The sequence below is a fragment of the Chthoniobacterales bacterium genome (assembly GCA_036569045.1).
GTDB lineage: Bacteria > Verrucomicrobiota > Verrucomicrobiia > Chthoniobacterales > JAATET01 > JAATET01.
This window is the reverse complement of record DATCRI010000079.1, coordinates 1-18,815: the sequence shown is the minus strand read 5'-3', so window position 1 is coordinate 18,815 and position 18,815 is coordinate 1. Positions and strand designations below refer to the sequence as shown.

Sequence of the window (18,815 nt, the reverse complement as noted above, 5' to 3'; positions counted from 1 at the left end):
CTTCGCCCTGAGCGAGATCTTCGTCATCTCGGAGGTTGATTCGACCGTCTCGGCGAAGCACTACGGCGCCGCAAATTACTACGACATGCTCGGCCGCTACGCCGACGGCAGCTACCGCGCGCTTCTTGGCGAAATCAGTCGCAGCCCGATGATGGGGCAGTATCTCAGCAGCCTGAAGAACCAGAAGGCCAAGGTCGACGCCGGCGGCAACGTCCTCACCAGCCCCGACGAAAACTACGCCCGCGAGGTCATGCAGCTTTTCTCGATCGGTCTCGTCAAGCTCAACGCCGACGGCAGCGTGAACCTCGGCAATGCCGGCACGCCGACAAATACCTACACGAATACCGACATCACCGAGCTCGCCCGCGTCTTCACCGGCTGGAGCTTCAGCAAGTCCCACGGCTCGAAAGCGAGTGGCTACCCCGTGCAGGACAACACGAGTTTCACCGCCGGGAGCGGTCCGGCGTATTTCCAGGCCTCGTGGCTGAACCCCATGAAGAACTTCGGCGCAACCTACCACGACACCGGCGCGAAGACCGTGCTCGGCGTGACAATTCCCGCCGGCCTCTCCGGCGACGCCGACATGGATGCCGCCCTCGACATCCTCGCGAACCACGCAAACACGCCCACCTTCATCAGCCGCCTCCTCATCCAGCGCCTCGTCACGTCCAGCCCCAGCGCGGGCTATGTTTATCGCGTCGGGAAGGCTTTCGAGAACGACGGCACCGGCCAGCGCGGCAATCTCAAGGCCGTCGTGAAGGCCATCCTCCTCGATCCCGAGGCGCGAAATCCCTCCATCGCGCTCGACGTCGGCCACGGCAAGCAGAAGGAGCCCATCATCCGCTACGTCCAGCTCCTGCGCGCCTTCGGCGCCGCCTCGAAGCTCCCGCTTTCCGACCTCTCCGCCTACGGCTATCCCGCGGGCCAGCTCGACAACTTCCCCGCCGGCGTCACGCGCTACCGCTACGGCAACACCGACACGAATCTCGCCCAGACGCCGCTCCGCTCGCCCACCGTCTTCAACTGGTTCCTGCCGCGCTACAGCCCCGGCGGCGCCATCGCCGCGGCCGGCCTCACCGCACCCGAAATGCAGCTCACCACCGAGACGCAGGTCATCCAGGCGATCAACTACGGCCGCTCGTTCACCGAGTCGGACACCGGCGTCGGCGTCTCCGCGCTCGTCGGCGCCACCGATTCCACCCTCGACGACGTGAAGATCGACCGCGTTCCGTTCTTCAATCGCTACAAGGCCGTCATCGCCGCCGGCGGCACGATTCGCGACGCGGTCACCGCCACCCTGGACGACGCCGACCTTCTGCTCACCGGCGGCCGTCTGAAAGAACGCTACGTCAGCGCCCCGACGCCGAATCCCCGCAGCATCATCATCGACACCGTCACCGCCACGAGCGGCACCAACACGAACGACACCGCCATCGGCGATCGCCACAAGGCGCTGCTCTACTTGCTCGCCAGCTCACCCACCAGCATCCACCAGCCATGAAGAAATCCAATGACCGTGAGATGTTGACCACGCGGCGCAGTTTCCTCCGCCAGTCCGCCTGCGCGACGCTCGGCATCACCGGTCTCGTCAACACGCTCGCGCACCTCACCCTCACGCGCTCGGCCCTCGCGCAGGTCAGCACCTTCACGGACTATCGCGCGATGGTCGTGCTCTTCCTCTACGGCGGCAACGACTCGAACAACATGCTGCTCCCGCGGGTCGGCAACGCATCCTACGACAACTACAAGAACTCCCGCGGCGTCCTCCGCATTCTCGATCCCACCGATCCCGCCTACGTCGCCGGCCAGCCGGCGTCCCTTCCGCTCAGCGGCGCCGGGAACTTCGCCGTTCACCCGAACCTCACCGGATTCCGCGACCTCTACGACGCCGGCGAACTCGCCTTCATCGCAAATGTCGGCACCCTTGCATTCCCGATCACCCGCGACCAATACATCGCGAAATCGGTCGCCATTCCGCCGCAGCTCTTTTCCCATTCCGACCAGCAGGTCGAGTGGCAGAGTTCCGTGCCCGACAAGCCGTTCCAGACCGGCTGGGGCGGCCGCGTGGCCGATCTCCTCCGCTCGCAGGGTTACTCCGGCGACAAAGTCTCCATGTCCGTCACCATCTCGGGCATCAACAGCTTCCAGGTCGGCAACGATGTCGTCCAATACACCGTCTCCCCCACCGGCTCGATCTCGCTCTCCGGCTACAATAGTGGCGCCGGGCCCTACGGGAACGCCATGAACACGGATGGCACCTACAAGGCGAACAACGCCGGCCTGCGCCTCAAGGCCTTCGACGACATCACCCACTACGTTCACGAGAACCTGCTCGAGGAAGGCTATGCCGAAGTCGTTCGCCGCGCCCGGCTCAACGAAGCCATCGTCTCCACCGCCTTCACCGCCGCCGCCGGCAGTGGCGTGGACCTCGACGCCATCTTCACGAACGCAGGCGCCACGACTTCGCTCGGCAGCCAGCTCAAGACCATCGCCAAGCTCGTCGCCGGCCGCGAAGCCATCGGCAATCACCGCCAGATCTTCTTCTGCAGCATCGGCGGCTACGACACCCACGCCGACCAGCTCTCCGCGCAGGCTAACCTCATGACCGAGCTCAGCAATTCCCTGAAGGCTTTCTCGCAGGCCATGATCGCCCTCCAGCAAAACGACAACGTCCTCCTGCTCTCCCACTCCGACTTCACTCGCACCTTCACGCCCAACGGCACCGACTCCGCCGCCGGTTCCGATCACGGCTGGGGCGGACACCACTTCGTCATGGGCGGTCCCGTCAATGGCGGCCAGGTCTACGGCGCCTTCCCCAGCCTCAAGGTCGGCGCCGATCAGGATGTCGACGGCGGTCGTGGCCGCTGGATCCCCACGACGTCGGTCGACCAATACGCCGCCGCCGCCGCCCGCTGGCTCGGCGTCGACACGAACTCCCTCGGCGCCATTTTCCCGAACCTCAGCCGCTTCAACGATCCCTTCGGCGCCAGCGCCAATCTCGGCTTCGTCAATCTCGGCTGATCCCCCATGTCCACGCGGAAACTCGTCGCGGCCGCCGTTCTCCTCGCCTTCACCGTCGTTCTCGCCTTTTTCCTGCTTCGCCCGCCAGCGCCTTCGCCTCCGGCGACGCCACCGCCGCCCGCTGCCGAATCGATCGCTCCGTCCGCGACTTCACCGCCCCCCCGCGCCCGCCCGGATCTTTTGAAAGATCCCGCCCGCGCCACCATTCTCCCGCGCACCGCCGACGGCTTCATCGAATGGACCGACTCCATCGCCGCCGCAAAATCTCTCAACGCTCCGGCCCAAAGCGCCGCCGAGGATCTCGGGATCGTGCGCGCCCTGCTCGGCGACTACCACGTCGTCTTCCACGAGAATCCCCCCGGGGGCGAGAATGCGGAGATCACCCGCGCCCTCCTCGGCGATAACCCGAAGAAAATCCGTTTCCTCGCCCCGGAGAAAACCCTGCTCGATGCCGACGGCGCCTTGCTCGACCGCTGGGGCGAACCCTACTTTTTCCACAAGCTCTCCCGCGACACGATGGACCTCCGCTCCGCCGGCGCCGACCGGAGAATGTTCACTCCCGACGACATCCTCGACGAGGCTCCCGGCGACCGCCCCCCACTCTAGACGCTGGAATTTCCCCGGCCACCGCCGCACACTCCGGCTCATGTCCTACGAACGCGCCCGGGAGTTGATCGACGCTGCTCATGCCGCCGATCCCTCGCGCACCGACGCCGGCACTCCCGCCGAACTCGTCTACGCCGATCGCATGGAGGAGTGGGTCGCCCGCCTCGTTCCGGAAGCCTCGCCCTTGCTGCGTCTCGCCGCGCGTTGCCAGCACCTCGAACGCTGGACGGTCCCCCGCGCCACCTATCCCGAAGGCAAGGCCGGCTACTACGCCTGGCGCCAGGGCCTCTACAAATCCCAGGCCGCCCGCGCCCGCGAGCTGCTCCGCGAGGCAGATGTCTCCTCCGCCGAAGCGGACGACGTCGCAACCTGGGTCTCCAAGACCGGGCTGATGACGAACCCCGGCACCCAGGCGCTCGAAGACGCCGCCTGCCTCGTCTTTCTGGAAAACGAAATCGCCGATTTCGCCGCCCAGCACGCCGACTACCCGCGCGAAAAATTCCTCCGCATCCTGCAGAAGACCTGGCGCAAGATGAGCCCCGCCGCGCAGCAGGCCGCGCTCGCGCTCGACCTGCCGCCCGCCATCGCCGCGCTCGTTCGCGAAGCTCTGGCCTAGGCCGGCTCGCTGCTGTCGATTTTTTCGAGGTTCACTCCCATCGTCTCGATGTGGAAGCGCCATGTCACCACGGCGCCGGCGAGCGAAGCGACGACGAGCCCGAACAGCAGCGTCGTGGTGCCAAGATGGCTGAGCAAGATCGGAAACAGGAATGCCGTAAGCACCGCGCCGATCTTCGCGAACGAAGCGGCGAACCCTGCGCCCATCCCGCGAATGTGCGTGGGGAACACCTCGCCGGCGATCAGGTAGGTCATCGCGTTCGGCCCGAGATTCGTCATGAAATTGAAGAGCATGAAGCCGGCAAAAATCAGCGTCAGCCGGAGCGGATCGCTCGCGTAGGACGACAGCGCCGCGAGGAGCAATCCGGCCGCGCAGCCAATGAAGCCGAGGATCTGGAGGCGAATGCGCCCCACGCGATCGGCGAGGATGATCGCGCCGACGATGCCCACAAGCAGCAGCGCATCCAGAAACGCCGCGCCCTTCGCGGCCATCATGTCGCCGTGAATGAGGTCGGCGAGATTTCGTGCCGGACCGCTGTCCCCGCCGCCGATCGCCGCGACGAGAATCGTGGGCGTGAAAATCCCGATCCCGTAGGTCGCGAGGTCCTGCAGGAACCACGGCAGCGAGGCCAGGATGGTGGCGCGGCGATGCTTCCGCTTGAAAAGTTTCGCGAACCGCGGCTTGCGATCCGCCGTCTTCGCCATCTCCGCATCGGGGTCCACGATCCGGAACTGGCTGGGATACGGCGGCTCGCGGTCGAGCAGTCGGTGCAGCTCGCGCTCCGCCTCCGGGATGCGTCCCTGCGCCACCAGCCAATGGCCGCTCTGCGGAATGAAAAATCGCCCGATCGTCACCAGAACCGCCGGCCCGATCGCCGTGGCATACATCCACCGCCAGTCGGCGAGTGATTCGTGATCCCGCAGGATGAGGTAGCCGATCACCGTCCCAACGAGCGCGCCCACCGCCTGGAACCCAAACGCGCCCAGCACCAGCCGTCCGCGGAAACTGCTCGGGATGCTTTCCGAAATCACGAGATGCGCCGTTGGATAGTCGCACCCGAGGGCAAGCCCGAGCCCCAATAAACCGACCGAGAGCCACAGGAAATTTCCACTGCAGGTCACGAGCACGAGGAACGCGACGAACAGCGCCATCTCGAGGATGAACATTGCCTTGCGGCCAAAGCGATCCGCGAGGCCGCCCAGCGCCGTCGCGCCGATGAGAATGCCGAACAGCGGCGCCGCACTCACGATTCCCTTGCCGGTCGCATCGAGCCCGAATTCCCGCACGATCAGCGGGAGCGCCACGCCCGTCATGAAGATCACCAGCCCCTCGAAAAATTTTCCGGCGGTCGCGAGCATCCAGATGCGCCATTGCATCGACGTCATCGGGGCCTCGGAAACCCGCGTGCCGTCGGACCAGTTCGGCGTCTCGTCGATGTATTCCTGGACGGTTTTCGGCTTCGGCTCGCTCATGGGTCGGGAATCGCAAATCAGGGAGGCGGCGCCGTCCCGTCAAACCTCACCTTGTGTCAGTTTGGCCGCGGAAAGCCGATGGAATTTCCACAGCCAGTCATCGGACGCGGTCCGAACACCTTTAGGAGAATAACTCCTCGGATTTCCCTCGAAGCCCCGTTTCACCCGCGGGTCCACTCTGTTCTTTCTCGGTCACGCCCCGGAATATTGAAAAAATTTTCAAATCGATTGAACGCCGGAGGGGTTACCCTGTCGAAAGCTTAACCACATTAACAAAAACGCGCCGATCGAACAAAAGCTCGTGCTGCCGCGTCTTAACCAGTGAGGGGGCCTTCACGGCCTGCAAAAACAAATGGCAATTGAAGATACCGATACCGGATTCCAGCTTTACCTGCGCGAGATTGCGCGGTTCCCGCTGCTCACGGTCGAAGAGGAGATCAAGCTCGCGCGCAAGATCAAGCGTGGCGACGCCCAGGCTCGCGCGCACATGGTTCGTGCGAATCTCCGTCTCGTCGTAAAGATCGCGCGCGACTATCAGGGCCTCGGCCTGCCCCTTCTGGACCTGATTTCCGAAGGCAATATCGGCCTCATGAAGGCTGTCGAGCGCTTCGACCCGAAAAAGGGCGGCAAGCTCAGCACCTACGCGGCCTGGTGGATCAAGCAATCGATCAAGCGCGCCCTGGCCAATCAGAGCAAGACGATCCGCCTGCCCGTCCACCTCGTGGACAAGATTTCCAAGATCCGCCGCGTGGCGGTGCAGATGAGTGAAGAACTCGGCCGCGAACCGACCGACGACGAGCTGGCCGAGGAGATCGGCATGCTCGCCTCGAAGGTGTCGCAGCTGAAGACGGCGGCCATCCGCCCGGCTTCGCTCGACGCGCCCATCGGTGACGACGATTCCACCGAGTTTGGCGAGATCGTCGGCGACGAAGAAGCGCAGGATCCGTTCGAACTCTTGCGCGACAAGGATTTGCGCGACGAGGTCGGCGACCTGCTCGACGTGCTCGATGAACGCGAACGCAAGATCATCAACTCCCGCTTCGGGCTCGACGGTGGCAAGCCGAAGACGCTCGAGGAAGTCGGTGAGAAGTTCGGCGTGACGCGGGAACGCATTCGGCAGCTTCAAAACATCGCGCTCGGCAAGATGCGGCGCGCGCTGAACAAGAAGGAAAGGCCGAAGCCCGAGCTCGTGTAAGGCTTCGCCAGAGAGAACTTTGAAAAGGCCGGACGCTCGGGGGGGAGTCCGGCCTTTTCGCTTTTCCTAGAGGGTCAGCGTTTCGCCCGGCGTGGGCACGATGACCTCTGTGCCGGGGAGCTTTTCGCGAAACTCGGCCTGAAACCAGGCAATCGCCGGTGGATCGCCGTGCACGAGAAGAATTTTCTTCGGCTTCAGGGCAAGGGCGTAGTCCCGGAGCGAATCGCGAGAAGCATGCGCGCTGAAGTTGAACGTCTCGTGGTGGCAGCGGAAGGGAACGGCAGGCTGCTCGGGATCGAGCTGGATCATGTCGCCGGGTTTCGCCTGCCGGAGCTTGCCGGCGGGGGATTCGGGATCGGAATAGCCGACGAAGAAGAGCGACTGCTTCGGATCGGGGAGAATCTTGCGCGCCCAGATGTTCGAGAGCGTGTGCTCGGTCATCATGCCGCTCGAGAGGGCAAAGATGCAGTGCGGGCGCGCCGGCATGGTGTTCACCTCGTTGCCGGAAAGGACGTAGGGCGCCATTTCCTGAAGCAACGCGAGTTCGGAGCTGCCTCGATCGGGACTGTGCGCAAAGGCGTCGTAGGCAGTCGTGATCTTGGTGCTGAGGCCACCGATGTAGATGGGTGTCCGCGCGAGCTCGCCGCCACGGCGCATTCTCCAGAGCATCGCGAGAATTTCCTGCGTCTTGCCGAGGGCGAAGACGGGAATCGTGACGCTGCCGCCGCGCTCGAAGGCGGCGAGAATCGCGTCCGCGAAGCGGCGTTCCTCGCCAAGGCGGGTGAAATCCGGCGGCGTGGGCGCGTCGCCGCGGGTCGTCTCCATCACGAGCACGTCGACGCCTTCCTTCGGGAAATCGGCGCCGCGCATGAGCGTCTGGTCGTCGAAATTCACATCGCCCGTGTAAAAGAGGCTGCGGCCTTCGGCGCGGATGAGGACGCCGGCGGACCCGAGAATGTGCCCGGCGTGGTAGAACTCCATCGTTGGCTCCTCGCCGTCGCCGTGACCCCGTTCCCCGTCGAGCGTGAAGGTCACTCGGGCCGGCGCGGGCCGCCACATGAGGCGGGAAAATTCGATCCCGCGGTGCGTGAACAGCGGATATTCCATCATGCCCTCGTCCTCGCGCTGACGGGTCATCACGTTCACCGAGTTGTGCAGCATCGTGTCGCCGATGCGGCGGGTCGGCTCGGTCAGAAAGACCCGCGCTTTCGACTCCGCACGGGTGAGCACCGGCAGAGAGCCGATGTGGTCCTGATGCGCGTGAGTGATGACGATCGCATCGACGGTGCCCGGCTCGATCAACGAGTAATCGGGCAGCGCGGCGAGGCCGCGTTCCTTGGGATGCATGCCGCAGTCCAGGACGATGTTCCGGCCGGCAGCACGCAAAAGATAGGAATTCGCGCCGATCTCGGTGCGACGGGCCAGGTTTACGAATTCCATCGGGCGTTCATAAACAGCGGCTTGCGGCGCTCAAAGGCAAATCGCTTTCTTCTGAGACGGAACTTTTCGCCACGACACCGGTTTCATCGCATATGCTCACTCCGTTGTCTGCGCCACCGTGCTAGGCCGCCGGTTTCCGCTGCTGAACTTTGCGTAGGTGCAGGTCGGCAGGAATCACCGCAAAGATCGCCAGCAGCGGCAGGTAGATCCACGGCAGCGCCACGCCAAGCTCCTGTTGCAACGCCATTCCCAGCAGGCCCCAGCCGCAGCCGACCCCGAGCGCGATCAGTCCTCGCTCGACCCGCCCGAATGGCCACCACGGCAGCGAAGCCGCCAGCAGCACGCTCGACCATTTCCACACCGGGCGCGCCCACGGCTCCGCCGGGATCATTTGCGCGACGCCCCCGCCGCCCGTCCGCTCGACGAGCACCGCGCGATTGCGAAACAATCCGTCGAGATCGAGCGAGACCTCGCCGCGTTCACTTCGCTCGGTGCGCACCATCAGCCGATCAAAGGAAACATTCGGCACGCTGTCCGGGAGCGGCTTACCGGTTCCCGTCTTCGCCGAGCCGGCGCCGATCGAGACCGGCACCTTCGTGTCGGCGAGCTTGGAATCGAGGAAACTTCGTCCGTCCTCACCCGCGAGCGGATCGAGAAACGTGACCGACTTCGGCGAGTAGCGAAAGATCGCCCGCAGGATGAGCGCGGCGTCGAGCGGCGTGGCCGGGCCGGCCGTCTCGATCACCGTCACGGCGGGTGGCAGGCTCATCCGGGGAATGGGCAGCGCGGCCGCAATGCCGGCAAAAAGCCCCGCGAACAGCAATCGCTTCATGCGTCGAGAAGCTCTCGCGCGTGGGCCAGCGCAGCGCCGCCGGAGCGGCTGCCGAGCATCCGGGCGATTTCCTCCGCGCGATCGTCGGCCGAGACGGCGGCCAGCGCCGAAATCGTGCGACCGCCGACCACGGATTTGCTCACGACGAAATGCGCGCCGGCAGCGGAGGCGACCTGCGGCAGGTGGGTGATGCAGAGCACCTGCCGGCACGTGCCGATCTCGCGCATCTTGGCGCCAACCGCGTGAGAAACCTCGCCGCCGACGTTCGCATCGATCTCGTCGAACACGAGCACGGGCACTTCGTCCTGCGCGGCCAGCGCCGTCTTGAGCGCGAGCATCACACGGGAAATTTCGCCACTGGAGGCGATCGAGCGCAGCGGCTGCGCGGGCTCGCCGGGGTTCGGCGCGAAGACGAATTCCACGGTCTCGAGGCCGTCGGGCGAGGGTTCTTCCGCCTCGAGGCGAATGTCGAAACCCGCCTTCAAGAAACCAAGGTCGCCGAGGTGCTTGCGGACGATTGCAGCGAGCTTCGGCGCGGCGGCGGCGCGCTGTTTGGAAATCTTCGCGCCGACCGCGAGCGCCCGGGATTTCGCCGCGGCGATTTCGGCCCCGAGGTTCGCGCCACGGGCGACCTGCTCGCGCAGTTTCGCGAGGCGGACGGCGCTTTCGTCGCCATAGGCGATCACCTCGGCGAGCGTGCGCCCGTATTTGCGCTTGAGCGTTTGAAAGAGGTCGAGGCGTTCCTCGATTTCCGCGAGCGAAGCGGGATTCGCATCGAGATGATCGCCGTAGCTCGCCACGGCCCGGGCGAGCTCGCCGATTTCCTCGGCGAGCGCGGTATGCCGCGCGGCAAGATCAGCCTGTGTCGGATCAAGCCGCGCCAGCTCGCGCAGAAGGCGGGCGACGTCGCCCATGCGGCTGCCGATGGAATCCTCGGCCTCGGTGAGCGCCTGGGCCGAGGCGGCGGCGAGCTCCTGGAGCCGGCGCGCATTCGCGGCGGTCTGCTGGCGGGCGACCAGCGTCTCCTCTTCGTCGGGAATGAGCGCGGCGGCCTCGATTTCCTCCGCCTGGTGGGCCAGCAGATCAATCTCCCGTTCCCGGGCCTGACCGGCGGCGTCGCTTTCGTCCTGTTCGCGCTCGAGGGCAAGCCATTCCGCGCGGGCCGCTCGGTAATCGGCCAGGTTTTTTCCCGCGCCCGCGTAGGCGTCGAGCAGGCGCGTCTGGGCCTCGCGCGCGAAGAGCGACTGGTGATCGTGCGGGCCGTGCAGATCGATGAGGCGGTCGCCGATCTGCCGCAGAATCGCAAGCGTGCAGGGGGAGCCGTTGACGAACTGCCGCCCCGCGCCGGTGGCGGAAATCACGCGTTTGAGCAGGAGCTGGCGATCCTCACAGGGCTCGATGCCGGCTTCTTCGAGCAACGCGGGAATCGATGAGCCCTCGGGCAATTCCGCGACCGCTTCGACGAGACATTCGGATGCCCCGGCGCGAATGGCGGACTTGTCCGCGCGTTCGCCCAGGAGGAGCTTCAACCCGCCAATGAGAATCGATTTGCCCGCGCCGGTCTCGCCGGTGATGGCCACGAAGCCGCCCGGAATGTCCCAGGCGAGGCTTTCCACCAAAGCGAAATTACGAATACGGAGAGAGGCGAGCATTGCGGCGGCGGACGGGAATATGACAGCTTCGCCGGCGGAATGAAAGTGACGGCCGGCCTCGAAATTACCTTCCTCGGGACGGGGACGTCACAGGGAGTGCCGATGATCGCCTGTGATTGCGCGGTGTGCCGCTCGAAGGACGCCCGCGACCGCCGCCTGCGCACCGCGGCCCGCATTCGCACGCCGGAGGCCGAGTTCATCATCGATACACCGCCGGACTTTCGCACGCAGGCCCTCCGCGAGAAATTGCACCGCATCGATGCCGTGCTCTACACCCATGCGCACACGGACCACGTGATGGGTTTCGACGACCTGCGGCGATTCTGCGAGACGCAGGACCGCGAAATGCCCATCCACGCCACGCCCGGCGTGCTCGACGACCTGCGGCGCATCTACCCCTTCGCGTTCGATGCCGCCGGACCGGCCTTCCGCAACTACATGCGACCGCTGGCCCACGAGATCCTTGGGCCGTTCCGGCTCGGCGATCTCGAGATCGTGCCGGTGCAACTGCCGCACGGGCGCTTCTCCACCACGGGATTCGTCTTCTCGCAGAGTGGCCGCCGCCTGCTTGCCTATTTCACGGATTGCAATGAGGTGCCGCCCGAGGCTCGGGCCGCGGCCGAGGGCGTGGAAGTGCTCGTGATCGACGCCCTGCGCCACAATCCCCACCCCACTCATCTCAGCGTGGCGGAGGCCATCAATGCCTCCCGCGCCGTCGGCGCCCGGCGGACGTTCTTCACGCACATCGGGCACGATCTCGGCCATGCCGAGACCGAAGCCGAGCTTCCCGAGGACGTCCGCATGGCTTTCGACGGATTGCGCCTGCCCATCGCATGAGAATCCTTCTCGCAGCGGCGGCCGGCCTTCTCGTCCTCGCGACGGGAGCCTTCGCCGACACGCCCTCGCCCGAGGCCGCCGCGACCATCGTCCTCTACAACAGCAACCAGCCCGCCTCCCTCGCCCTTGCGGAATATTACGCCGCGAAGCGTGACATTCCGAAGAACCAGCTCGTCGGCGTGCCTTGCTCGGGCGACGAGGAAATCGACCGCGACGAGTATCTCGTAAACATCGAGGCGCCGCTCCGTCGGGCATTCAACCGCTTCGAATGGTGGCAGCTGGATCGAAATTCCGACGGCGACGAATACGTCGTGTCCTCCAAGATGCGCTTCGTCGCGGTGATTCGGGGCGTGCCGCTGAAGATTCGGCCCGACGGCGCTCTGCCTCCCCCGCCGCTGCCCGAGGGTTTCCCGCCCAACAGCCCGATGGAGATGCTGCTCCAGCACAACGAAGCCTCGGTCGACTCGGAACTCTCCGCGCTTTTCGCCCTGCGTGAGAATCTCCCCGCATTCCTGATCAATCCCTACTACCGCCGGTTCACGCCCATCCTTCAGGTGCCTCCCAACCAGAGCCCGCTCCTCGTTTGTCGGCTCGACGGCCCCAGCGACGCCCTTGTCCGACGCATGATCGACGCCTCGATTGCCACCGAGCGCACCGGCCTGTGGGGCTGGGCCTACGTAGACAAACGCGGTATCGATTCCGGCAACTATGCGACCGGCGATCAATGGCTCTCCGCCGCCGAGGATCTCATGCGCCGCCAGGGGCTCCCCGTCATCACCGATGCGGTTTCCGAGACGCTGCCCGAGGGCTTCCCGATGACCGACGCCGCCATTTACTACGGCTGGTATGCCGGGGACGTCACCGGTCCTTTCACCCAACCGAACTTCCGATTCGTCCCGGGCGCGGTCGCCTTCCATCTTCACTCCTTGAGCGCCCGCACGATCCGCGATCCTAAGGTCGCATGGGTCGCCCCGCTGCTGGACCGTGGCGCGGCGGCGACCCTCGGCAACGTTTACGAGCCCTATCTGGAACTCACCGTCCATTTCGACCTCCTGCAGGATCGCCTGATGAATGGCCTGACGCTTGGCGAGGCCGCCTACGCCTCCCAGCGCGGCCTTTCGTGGATGGGAATCGTCGTTGGCGATCCCCTTTATCGCCCGTATGGGAGCTGGGTTTCGGTCGACTCCGGCACGGATTCTCCGAACATCTGGCAACAATATCGCGCCGCGGTCCTAAGCGCCGGCGGTCCGCTCGCCGCAGCGGATGCCCTTCACAAACTGGCCGAAACCTCCGGCAACTCGATGCCGCTCGAAGCGCTCGGCCAGGCGCAGGCCGCCGCCGGCAAGCTGGACGAAGGTCTGGCCACCCTCGACGAAGCGGCCGCCATGACCAAGTCGGACACCATTCGCTTTCGCATCGCCCTCGAGCAGATCAGCCTGCTCCGTCGCGCCGACCGCCAGGATGCTGCGATCACCCGGGTCTCCACCGCCCTGAAGGAATTTCCGTCCGGGCTCCCGCAAATCACCCTCGGCCGGATCGCGGAAACCCTCTCCCCTCTTCACCCACCGGTTCCATGACCGCCGCAGCCGCCTATCGCGACGCCCTTGCCGCCGGTGGCACCACGATCCGCGAGCCGGAAGCCCCCTCCCGTCCCGCCGGCGAACTCGAGCTACAAGCCCGCTGGTTCTCTGGAGAATTCGGCCGCGACTGGGTTTCCGAGGACGGCGCGCCGGTCCGTGTCGAGGATTTCGGCCGCTGGAATCACGAGGCCGGGCCGGATTTCGTCGACGCGCGCATTCGGATCGGCAACGAGGAACGTCGCGGCGCCATCGAGCTCGACCTCGATGTCCGGGACTGGGAGCGTCACGGGCACGCCGGCAATCCCGCCTTTCGCGAGGCGATTGCCCACCTCTTCGTTCATCGCCCGGCCGCGCGCTTTTTCACCCGCACCTGCGACCACCGCGAAGTCCCCCAGATCGCGCTCCCGCCCGCGAAATCCCACCCCGCATCGACCGCTCGCCCCCCCGAACCGATCACCACCGAAGCCACGCGGGCCCGGGCCATCCTTCACGCCGCCGCCCGGCATCGCCTGGACCTCAAGGCCGCCGCCCTGCAACGACATGCCTCCGCCCACGGCGAGGATGCCGCGCAATTTGCCGCCATTGCCGTGGCCCTCGGCTACAAGCGCAACCAGACCCCGTTCCTGCTTCTCGCCCAGCGCGTGGACGTGCGCGCCGCAGCGGCCCCCGACGGCGAGGCCCTGCTCTTCGGCGCCGCGGGCTTCCTGGAAACGCCCCAGCCACCCGCTGCCGATCCGGCGACCCGCGCCTACCTCCGGGTGCTCTGGGAGGATTGGTGGTCCGCCCGTGCGCGTTGCGAGCGCTGGATTCTGCCGCCGGAGGCGTGGCATTTCGCCGGCCTGCGTCCCGCGAACCACCCCCACCGGCGCGTGGCCGCCCTCGCCGCGGTCGCGAGATCGTGGTCGCCCATCCGCTCCGCCCTCGCCAGCAGCGAACGCACCGCATTCCTGCACACGCTCGAATCGCTGGGGCATCCCTTCTGGGACACTCGTTTCAACCTGAAAGCCGCCGCCTTCGATCGCCCGCAGGCCCTCGTCGGCCCGGAGCGCCTCCGCGATATTCTCCTCAACGTCTTCTATCCGCAGGCTATCAGCCGGACCGAGGATGCCTGGGACGCCTTCGTCCGCGAATCCGGTCCCGTTCCGGCCACGATCATGCGCGCCACCGCCGATCGCTTTTTCGAGGACGCCCTCCCGCGCTCGCTCCGCGAGGCCGTCCTCCAGCAGGGGCTTCTTCAGCTCGAGCGCGACCACCGCATGGCGCCGGATCCCCCGGCCTTTCTCGCCGCCCTGCGAAACGCGACCTTCCCCCCGCCCGGCCATTGCCCAACCTCGTCCTCCGTGCGAGACTGACGCCCTTCCCCGCTCCCTTCCTTCGCATGACGCTGCACGATCTCTGCGACCTGACCGTTCGCTACGGCGCCTCGGACCTCATCCTGCACGAAGGCGAGCCACTCGCTCTTCGGATCAACGGCGCCATCGCCCGCGTCGATGCCGAGTCGGTCGCGCCCGAGGTTTTCGATGCCCTGTGGACCGCCTGCGGAGGCGCCCCCGAGACGCTGGACCGTGACGCCGCCTTCCTCTCGGCCAGCTCCGAGCGTTTCCGCGTCAATCTGTTCCGCAACCTCGGCCGCCGCGGCGCCGTGCTGCGCCACATCCGCAGCGAGATTCCCGAGCTCGACAATCTCGGCGTCCCCGCCCCGCTGCTCCGCGAGTGGCTCACCCGCCAGAGCGGCATCATCCTTGTCACCGGGCCGGCTGGCTCCGGCAAATCCACCACGCTTGCCGCCTGCCTCGAGCACATCAACGAGTCCTCATCTCGCCACATCGTCACGATCGAGGATCCCATCGAGTTCATGTTCCGCGACAACGCCAGCGTCTTCACCCAGCGCGAGGTCGGGATCGACACCGCCACCTTTTCCGACGGCCTCCGCCAGGCTCTGCGCCAGGCGCCGGACGTTCTGTTCATCGGCGAGATCCGCGATCCGGACTCCGCCGTCGCCACCATTCACGCCTCGGAGACCGGCCACCTCGTGCTGGCAACGATCCACGGTTCCGACACCGCCGACGCCCTCGAGCGCATGTCGCAGCTCCTGCCCGAGGCCGAGCGCCGCATGCTCTCCCGGGTGTTCGCCGCCCAGCTCGTCGGCGTGCTCGCCCAGCGGCTTCTCCCCACGCTCGCGGGCGGATATCGGCTCGCCGTCGAATACTTCGCAAACGTCGGCGCCGCCCGCACCTACATCGAGGAAAACCGCCCCGGCGGTCTGCGCGATCTCGTCGAGCGCTCCCCGGACGACACCGCCCGCAGCATGCTGAACAGCATCGCCGCGCTCTGCCAGAGCGGCGAAGTCAGCGAAGCCGTCGCCCTTTCCTCCGTCGACCGCCCGAACGAACTCTCCCGTCTCCTCCGCGGCATCACCAGTCTCACCTCCCGCCGATAAATCCTCGTCATGCGCGATCTCGTCACCCTTCTCGCGGACGCCGTCGGTCTCCAGGCCTCCGATCTGCATATCGTCGCCGGCATGCCCCCGCTCATTCGCCTGAACGGCGAGATCGTCAGTCTGCCGCATCCGGAAGTTTCCGCCGAGGAGGCCCGCATGATGATCCTCGACGTCCTCACCGAGGCGCAGCGCGCCCGCCTCGAGCAGGATTGGGAGCTCGATTTCGCCCTGCAGGTGAATCCCCTCGGTCGCTTCCGCGGAAACGCCCATTACAGCCGCGGCACCCTCGAGGCCGCCTTTCGTTATATCCCGGAGGCGATTCCCGATCTCGCCAGCCTCGGCCACCGTCCCTCCATCCAGCGTGCCTGCGCGATCGAGCGCGGGCTCGTCCTCGTCACCGGAATCACCGGCTCCGGCAAAAGCACCACCCTCGCCTCCATCGTCAAACAGATCAGCCAGACGCGCCAGGCGATGATCATCACCGTGGAGGACCCCATCGAATTCATCTTCCCGAACTCCCGGAGCGTCGTGAAGCAGCGCGAGGTCGGCAACGACACCCGCTCCTTCGCCGAGGCCCTGCGCCACGTCCTCCGGCAGGATCCCGACGTCATCCTCGTCGGCGAGATGCGCGATCTCGAGACCATCCGCGCCGCCATCACCGCCGCCGAGACCGGTCACCTCGTGCTCGGCACCCTGCACACCATCGACGCGCCCAAGGCCATCGACCGCATGGTCGACGCCTTCCCCGGCGACCAGCAGCCCCAGATCATCGCCCAGCTCGCCAACGCCCTGGAAATGATCGTCTCCCAGCGCCTCCTGCCGCGCGAAGGCGGCGGCTCCCGCGTCCTCGCCTCCGAGACGCTCATCGCGAACAACGCCATCCGCGCCTGCATTCGCGACCGCCGCTACGAACAACTCGTCGGCCTCCTCGAGATCGGCGGCCGCGAGGGCATGAACACCATCGACGAAGCCCTCACCGAGCTCTATCTCACCCGCCAGATCAGCAAGGAAGAAGCCGTCGTCAACGCCCGGGACACCGCCCGGATGGAATCCCTCTCCCGCCAGCCCGAGAAAGCACCGCGCCGCGGCCTCTTCGGCTGACGGGCCTGCCTCGATGAAACGGCCGCCCCCATTCCGAAAGTGCCTTTCCGGGCTCGCCGCAGTCCTCTTTTTCGCGACGCCCGGGGTCAGCCCCGCCCAGAATCTCCGCCAGCCGCCCACTCCCCAGCAGCGCGCCTATGCGGCGAAGCTCGGCTGGGGACCCGCCGCCAGCCAGCTCGGCAAATCCCTTCGCGCCGGCTACCAGCCCGGCCGCGGCGGCTCCGCCGGCAGCGTGGCAAATTCCTCGTTCCAGGCCTGGCTCCTCCTCGCCCGCTGGTGCGAATTGCTCGCCCGTCCAGCCCCGCAGGAGCTCACCCGCTACCTCGGCCGCTTTTTCTACACGGACCCCGCTTCGCCCCGCTCCGGCGGCCTCACCTTCATCGGTTCCGGCCTCGCCCCGGCGAACAATTTTGTCCCCGTCTCCGCCGATCGGCTGAAAGCGCTCTCCACGGATTCGGAAGCGCTTCACTACATTCTTCCGTCCGATTTCGTTCCGGGTTCCGGCTCTGTGGCCGACGGCCTCTCGCTGCCATTCCTCGCCGCCATGGCCGGCAACCCCGCCTTCCTGCAATCGTTCTTCGGCTCGCTCTCCGATCTCGACTACGCACCCGCCGTCCTGAAAACCCTCCAGCAAATCTGGGAGGCCGAGCCGGAGAAATGGGTCGCCTGCCAGAATCTCGCCATCGCGATTGCCCTCGTCCGCGACCAGCCCCCGCCACGCTGGTGGCCGCACTCACAGGTGAAGCCCGCCGACGTGCCGAAATCCACGGCCACGCCCGTCGAGGAATTCCGTTTCTGGGTCGCCAGCAACGAAAGCCACGCCCTCTACAACGACCTCCGCCAGCTCGACGTCGAGGACCTGAAATTCGTGGTCGATGCCCCCGTCGCCACGAGCGAGCTCACCTGGGCCCAGAAGAACGCCCGCTTTCCCCGCGGCGATTTTGGCCGCGCCTTCAGTTCCATCAGATACGCCTACGACCGCCTCACGAACCAGGCCTACACCTGGTCCGGCGGCCCCTACACGCTCGCCGCGATCCAGGCCACCGGCGGCATCTGCGTCGACCAGGCCTACTTTGCCATGCTCGCCGGCAAGGCCCGCGGCCTGCCCACGCTTTTTTTCACGGGCCAGGGCACGGACGGCGGCCACGCGTGGTTCGGCTACCTCAAGGGCCCCGGCCGGTGGAACATGGATTGCGGCCGCTACGAAAATCAAAACTACGCCGTCGGCGAAGCCCTCGACCCCCAGACGTGGCTCCCCATCAACGACCACGAACTCGCCTCCCTCGCCCAGAGCTTCCGCCGCACCCCCGCCTATCTCGCCTCGCAGGACGACCTCGCCATGGCCCGCATATTCGCCGCCGCCGGCGACCCGAAAGGCGAACTCGCCGCCCTCGACAGCGCCATCTCCACCTCCCCGCGCAACGATCTCGCCTGGGCTGCGAAAGAGGCGTTCCTCGACCGCACGAACGCCCCGGTCGCCGCAAAACGGGCCTTCCACGAAGACGCCATCAGGCAATTCACCAACAACGACGATCTCAAGGTCCGCCACCAGCGCGCTCTCGCCGCCCTCTCGCGCGCCGACGGCGATGAGGCCGCCGCCGCCGCGTTCGAGTCACAAATCATCTCGCAGAATCGGCGAGAACGCTCCGACCTCAGCGTCGACGCCGCAGCCACCCGCCTTTTCAGCCTCGTGAAAGACGGCAAATCCGAGGACGCCATGCGCGAATACCGCGGGCTGCTCAGCCGCCTCGGCCGCACCAGCGGCGGCAATTTCTTCTATCAGGTCGTCTCGCCCTTCGCCCGCGCGCTCGCCCAGAGCGGCGACGCCGCCGGCGCCCGCCGCGTGGTGGACTCCGCCCGCACCGCGCTTCGCCCCGAGGCCGGCAGCATCCTCGATCAGGACATCACCGAACTGGAGACTCGATTCCAGGCCGCCACCGGCAGCGGCCGCTAGGGTCTCAGCGCGCCGCGCGCACCCTGTCCTTCTTCGCCTCGCGCTCCTCCTCGAGCCGCGCGACCTCGC

The 18,815-nt window shown here is 66.4% G+C and carries 15 protein-coding genes; 11 read left to right on the top strand and 4 right to left on the bottom strand.

The window, feature by feature from the left end; translation table 11 throughout:
* From VIM61_14325 to VIM61_14310, 4 genes are all read left to right on the top strand, one after another.
* A partial coding sequence (locus tag VIM61_14325; protein ID HEY8901586.1) for a DUF1800 family protein occupies positions 1-1,501 on the top strand: 1,501 nt, incomplete at its 5' end.
* The gene (locus VIM61_14320; GenBank protein ID HEY8901585.1) at positions 1,498-3,021 is read left to right on the top strand and encodes a DUF1501 domain-containing protein; all 1,524 of its coding nucleotides are present in this window, start codon (positions 1,498-1,500) and stop codon (positions 3,019-3,021) included. The genes VIM61_14325 and VIM61_14320, both read left to right, overlap by 4 nt.
* 6 nt (positions 3,022-3,027) lie before the next feature.
* The gene (locus VIM61_14315; protein HEY8901584.1) at positions 3,028-3,627 is read left to right on the top strand and encodes a hypothetical protein; all 600 of its coding nucleotides are present in this window, start codon (positions 3,028-3,030) and stop codon (positions 3,625-3,627) included.
* A gap of 40 nt (positions 3,628-3,667) precedes the next feature.
* Positions 3,668-4,243 carry a DUF4202 domain-containing protein gene (locus VIM61_14310; GenBank protein ID HEY8901583.1) on the top strand — a complete coding sequence of 192 codons (576 nt, stop codon included), beginning with the start codon at positions 3,668-3,670 and terminating at the stop codon, positions 4,241-4,243.
* Here the strand turns inward: VIM61_14310 and VIM61_14305 are convergent.
* Positions 4,240-5,715 carry an MFS transporter gene (locus VIM61_14305; protein ID HEY8901582.1) on the bottom strand — a complete coding sequence of 492 codons (1,476 nt, stop codon included), beginning with the start codon at positions 5,713-5,715 and terminating at the stop codon, positions 4,240-4,242. The two genes, VIM61_14310 and VIM61_14305, sit on opposite strands and share 4 nt — an antisense overlap.
* A gap of 352 nt (positions 5,716-6,067) precedes the next feature.
* Here VIM61_14305 and VIM61_14300 point away from each other — a divergent pair, with 352 nt between their 5' ends.
* Positions 6,068-6,910 (top strand): RNA polymerase sigma factor RpoD/SigA, encoded by an 843-nt coding sequence (locus VIM61_14300; GenBank protein HEY8901581.1) that lies wholly within the window; start codon positions 6,068-6,070, stop codon positions 6,908-6,910.
* A 66-nt stretch (positions 6,911-6,976) separates the two neighbouring features.
* Here the strand turns inward: VIM61_14300 and VIM61_14295 are convergent, their stop codons facing one another.
* From VIM61_14295 to recN, 3 genes are all read right to left on the bottom strand, one after another.
* Positions 6,977-8,350, bottom strand: coding sequence for an MBL fold metallo-hydrolase (locus tag VIM61_14295; protein HEY8901580.1), 1,374 nt, complete (start codon positions 8,348-8,350; stop codon positions 6,977-6,979).
* A gap of 121 nt (positions 8,351-8,471) precedes the next feature.
* A complete protein-coding gene (locus tag VIM61_14290) occupies positions 8,472-9,182 on the bottom strand; it encodes a hypothetical protein (protein ID HEY8901579.1) in 711 nt (236 codons plus the stop codon).
* Positions 9,179-10,834, bottom strand: coding sequence for a DNA repair protein RecN (recN, locus tag VIM61_14285; GenBank protein ID HEY8901578.1), 1,656 nt, complete (start codon positions 10,832-10,834; stop codon positions 9,179-9,181). Before recN ends, VIM61_14290 begins: the two co-directional genes overlap by 4 nt.
* Before the next feature lie 39 nt (positions 10,835-10,873).
* Between recN and VIM61_14280 the strand changes: the two genes are divergently transcribed.
* From VIM61_14280 to VIM61_14255, 6 genes are read left to right on the top strand one after another with little or no spacing between them, the layout of a single operon-like run.
* A complete protein-coding gene (locus VIM61_14280) occupies positions 10,874-11,671 on the top strand; it encodes an MBL fold metallo-hydrolase (protein HEY8901577.1) in 798 nt (265 codons plus the stop codon).
* Positions 11,668-13,248: a TIGR03790 family protein gene (locus tag VIM61_14275; GenBank protein HEY8901576.1), complete on the top strand. Its 1,581-nt coding sequence runs from the start codon at positions 11,668-11,670 to the stop codon at positions 13,246-13,248. The genes VIM61_14280 and VIM61_14275 overlap by 4 nt, the downstream gene beginning before the upstream one ends.
* Positions 13,245-14,603 (top strand): DUF2851 family protein, encoded by a 1,359-nt coding sequence (locus VIM61_14270; protein HEY8901575.1) that lies wholly within the window; start codon positions 13,245-13,247, stop codon positions 14,601-14,603. The genes VIM61_14275 and VIM61_14270 overlap by 4 nt, the downstream gene beginning before the upstream one ends.
* A 26-nt stretch (positions 14,604-14,629) precedes the next feature.
* On the top strand, positions 14,630-15,691 hold the full coding sequence (locus tag VIM61_14265) for an ATPase, T2SS/T4P/T4SS family (GenBank protein HEY8901574.1): 1,062 nt from the start codon (positions 14,630-14,632) through the stop codon (positions 15,689-15,691).
* Positions 15,692-15,700: 9 nt separating this feature from the next.
* Positions 15,701-16,792, top strand: coding sequence for a PilT/PilU family type 4a pilus ATPase (locus tag VIM61_14260; GenBank protein ID HEY8901573.1), 1,092 nt, complete (start codon positions 15,701-15,703; stop codon positions 16,790-16,792).
* Positions 16,793-16,805: 13 nt separating this feature from the next.
* On the top strand, positions 16,806-18,746 hold the full coding sequence (locus tag VIM61_14255; protein HEY8901572.1) for a hypothetical protein: 1,941 nt from the start codon (positions 16,806-16,808) through the stop codon (positions 18,744-18,746).
* The last annotated feature ends 69 nt before the right edge of the window (positions 18,747-18,815 follow it).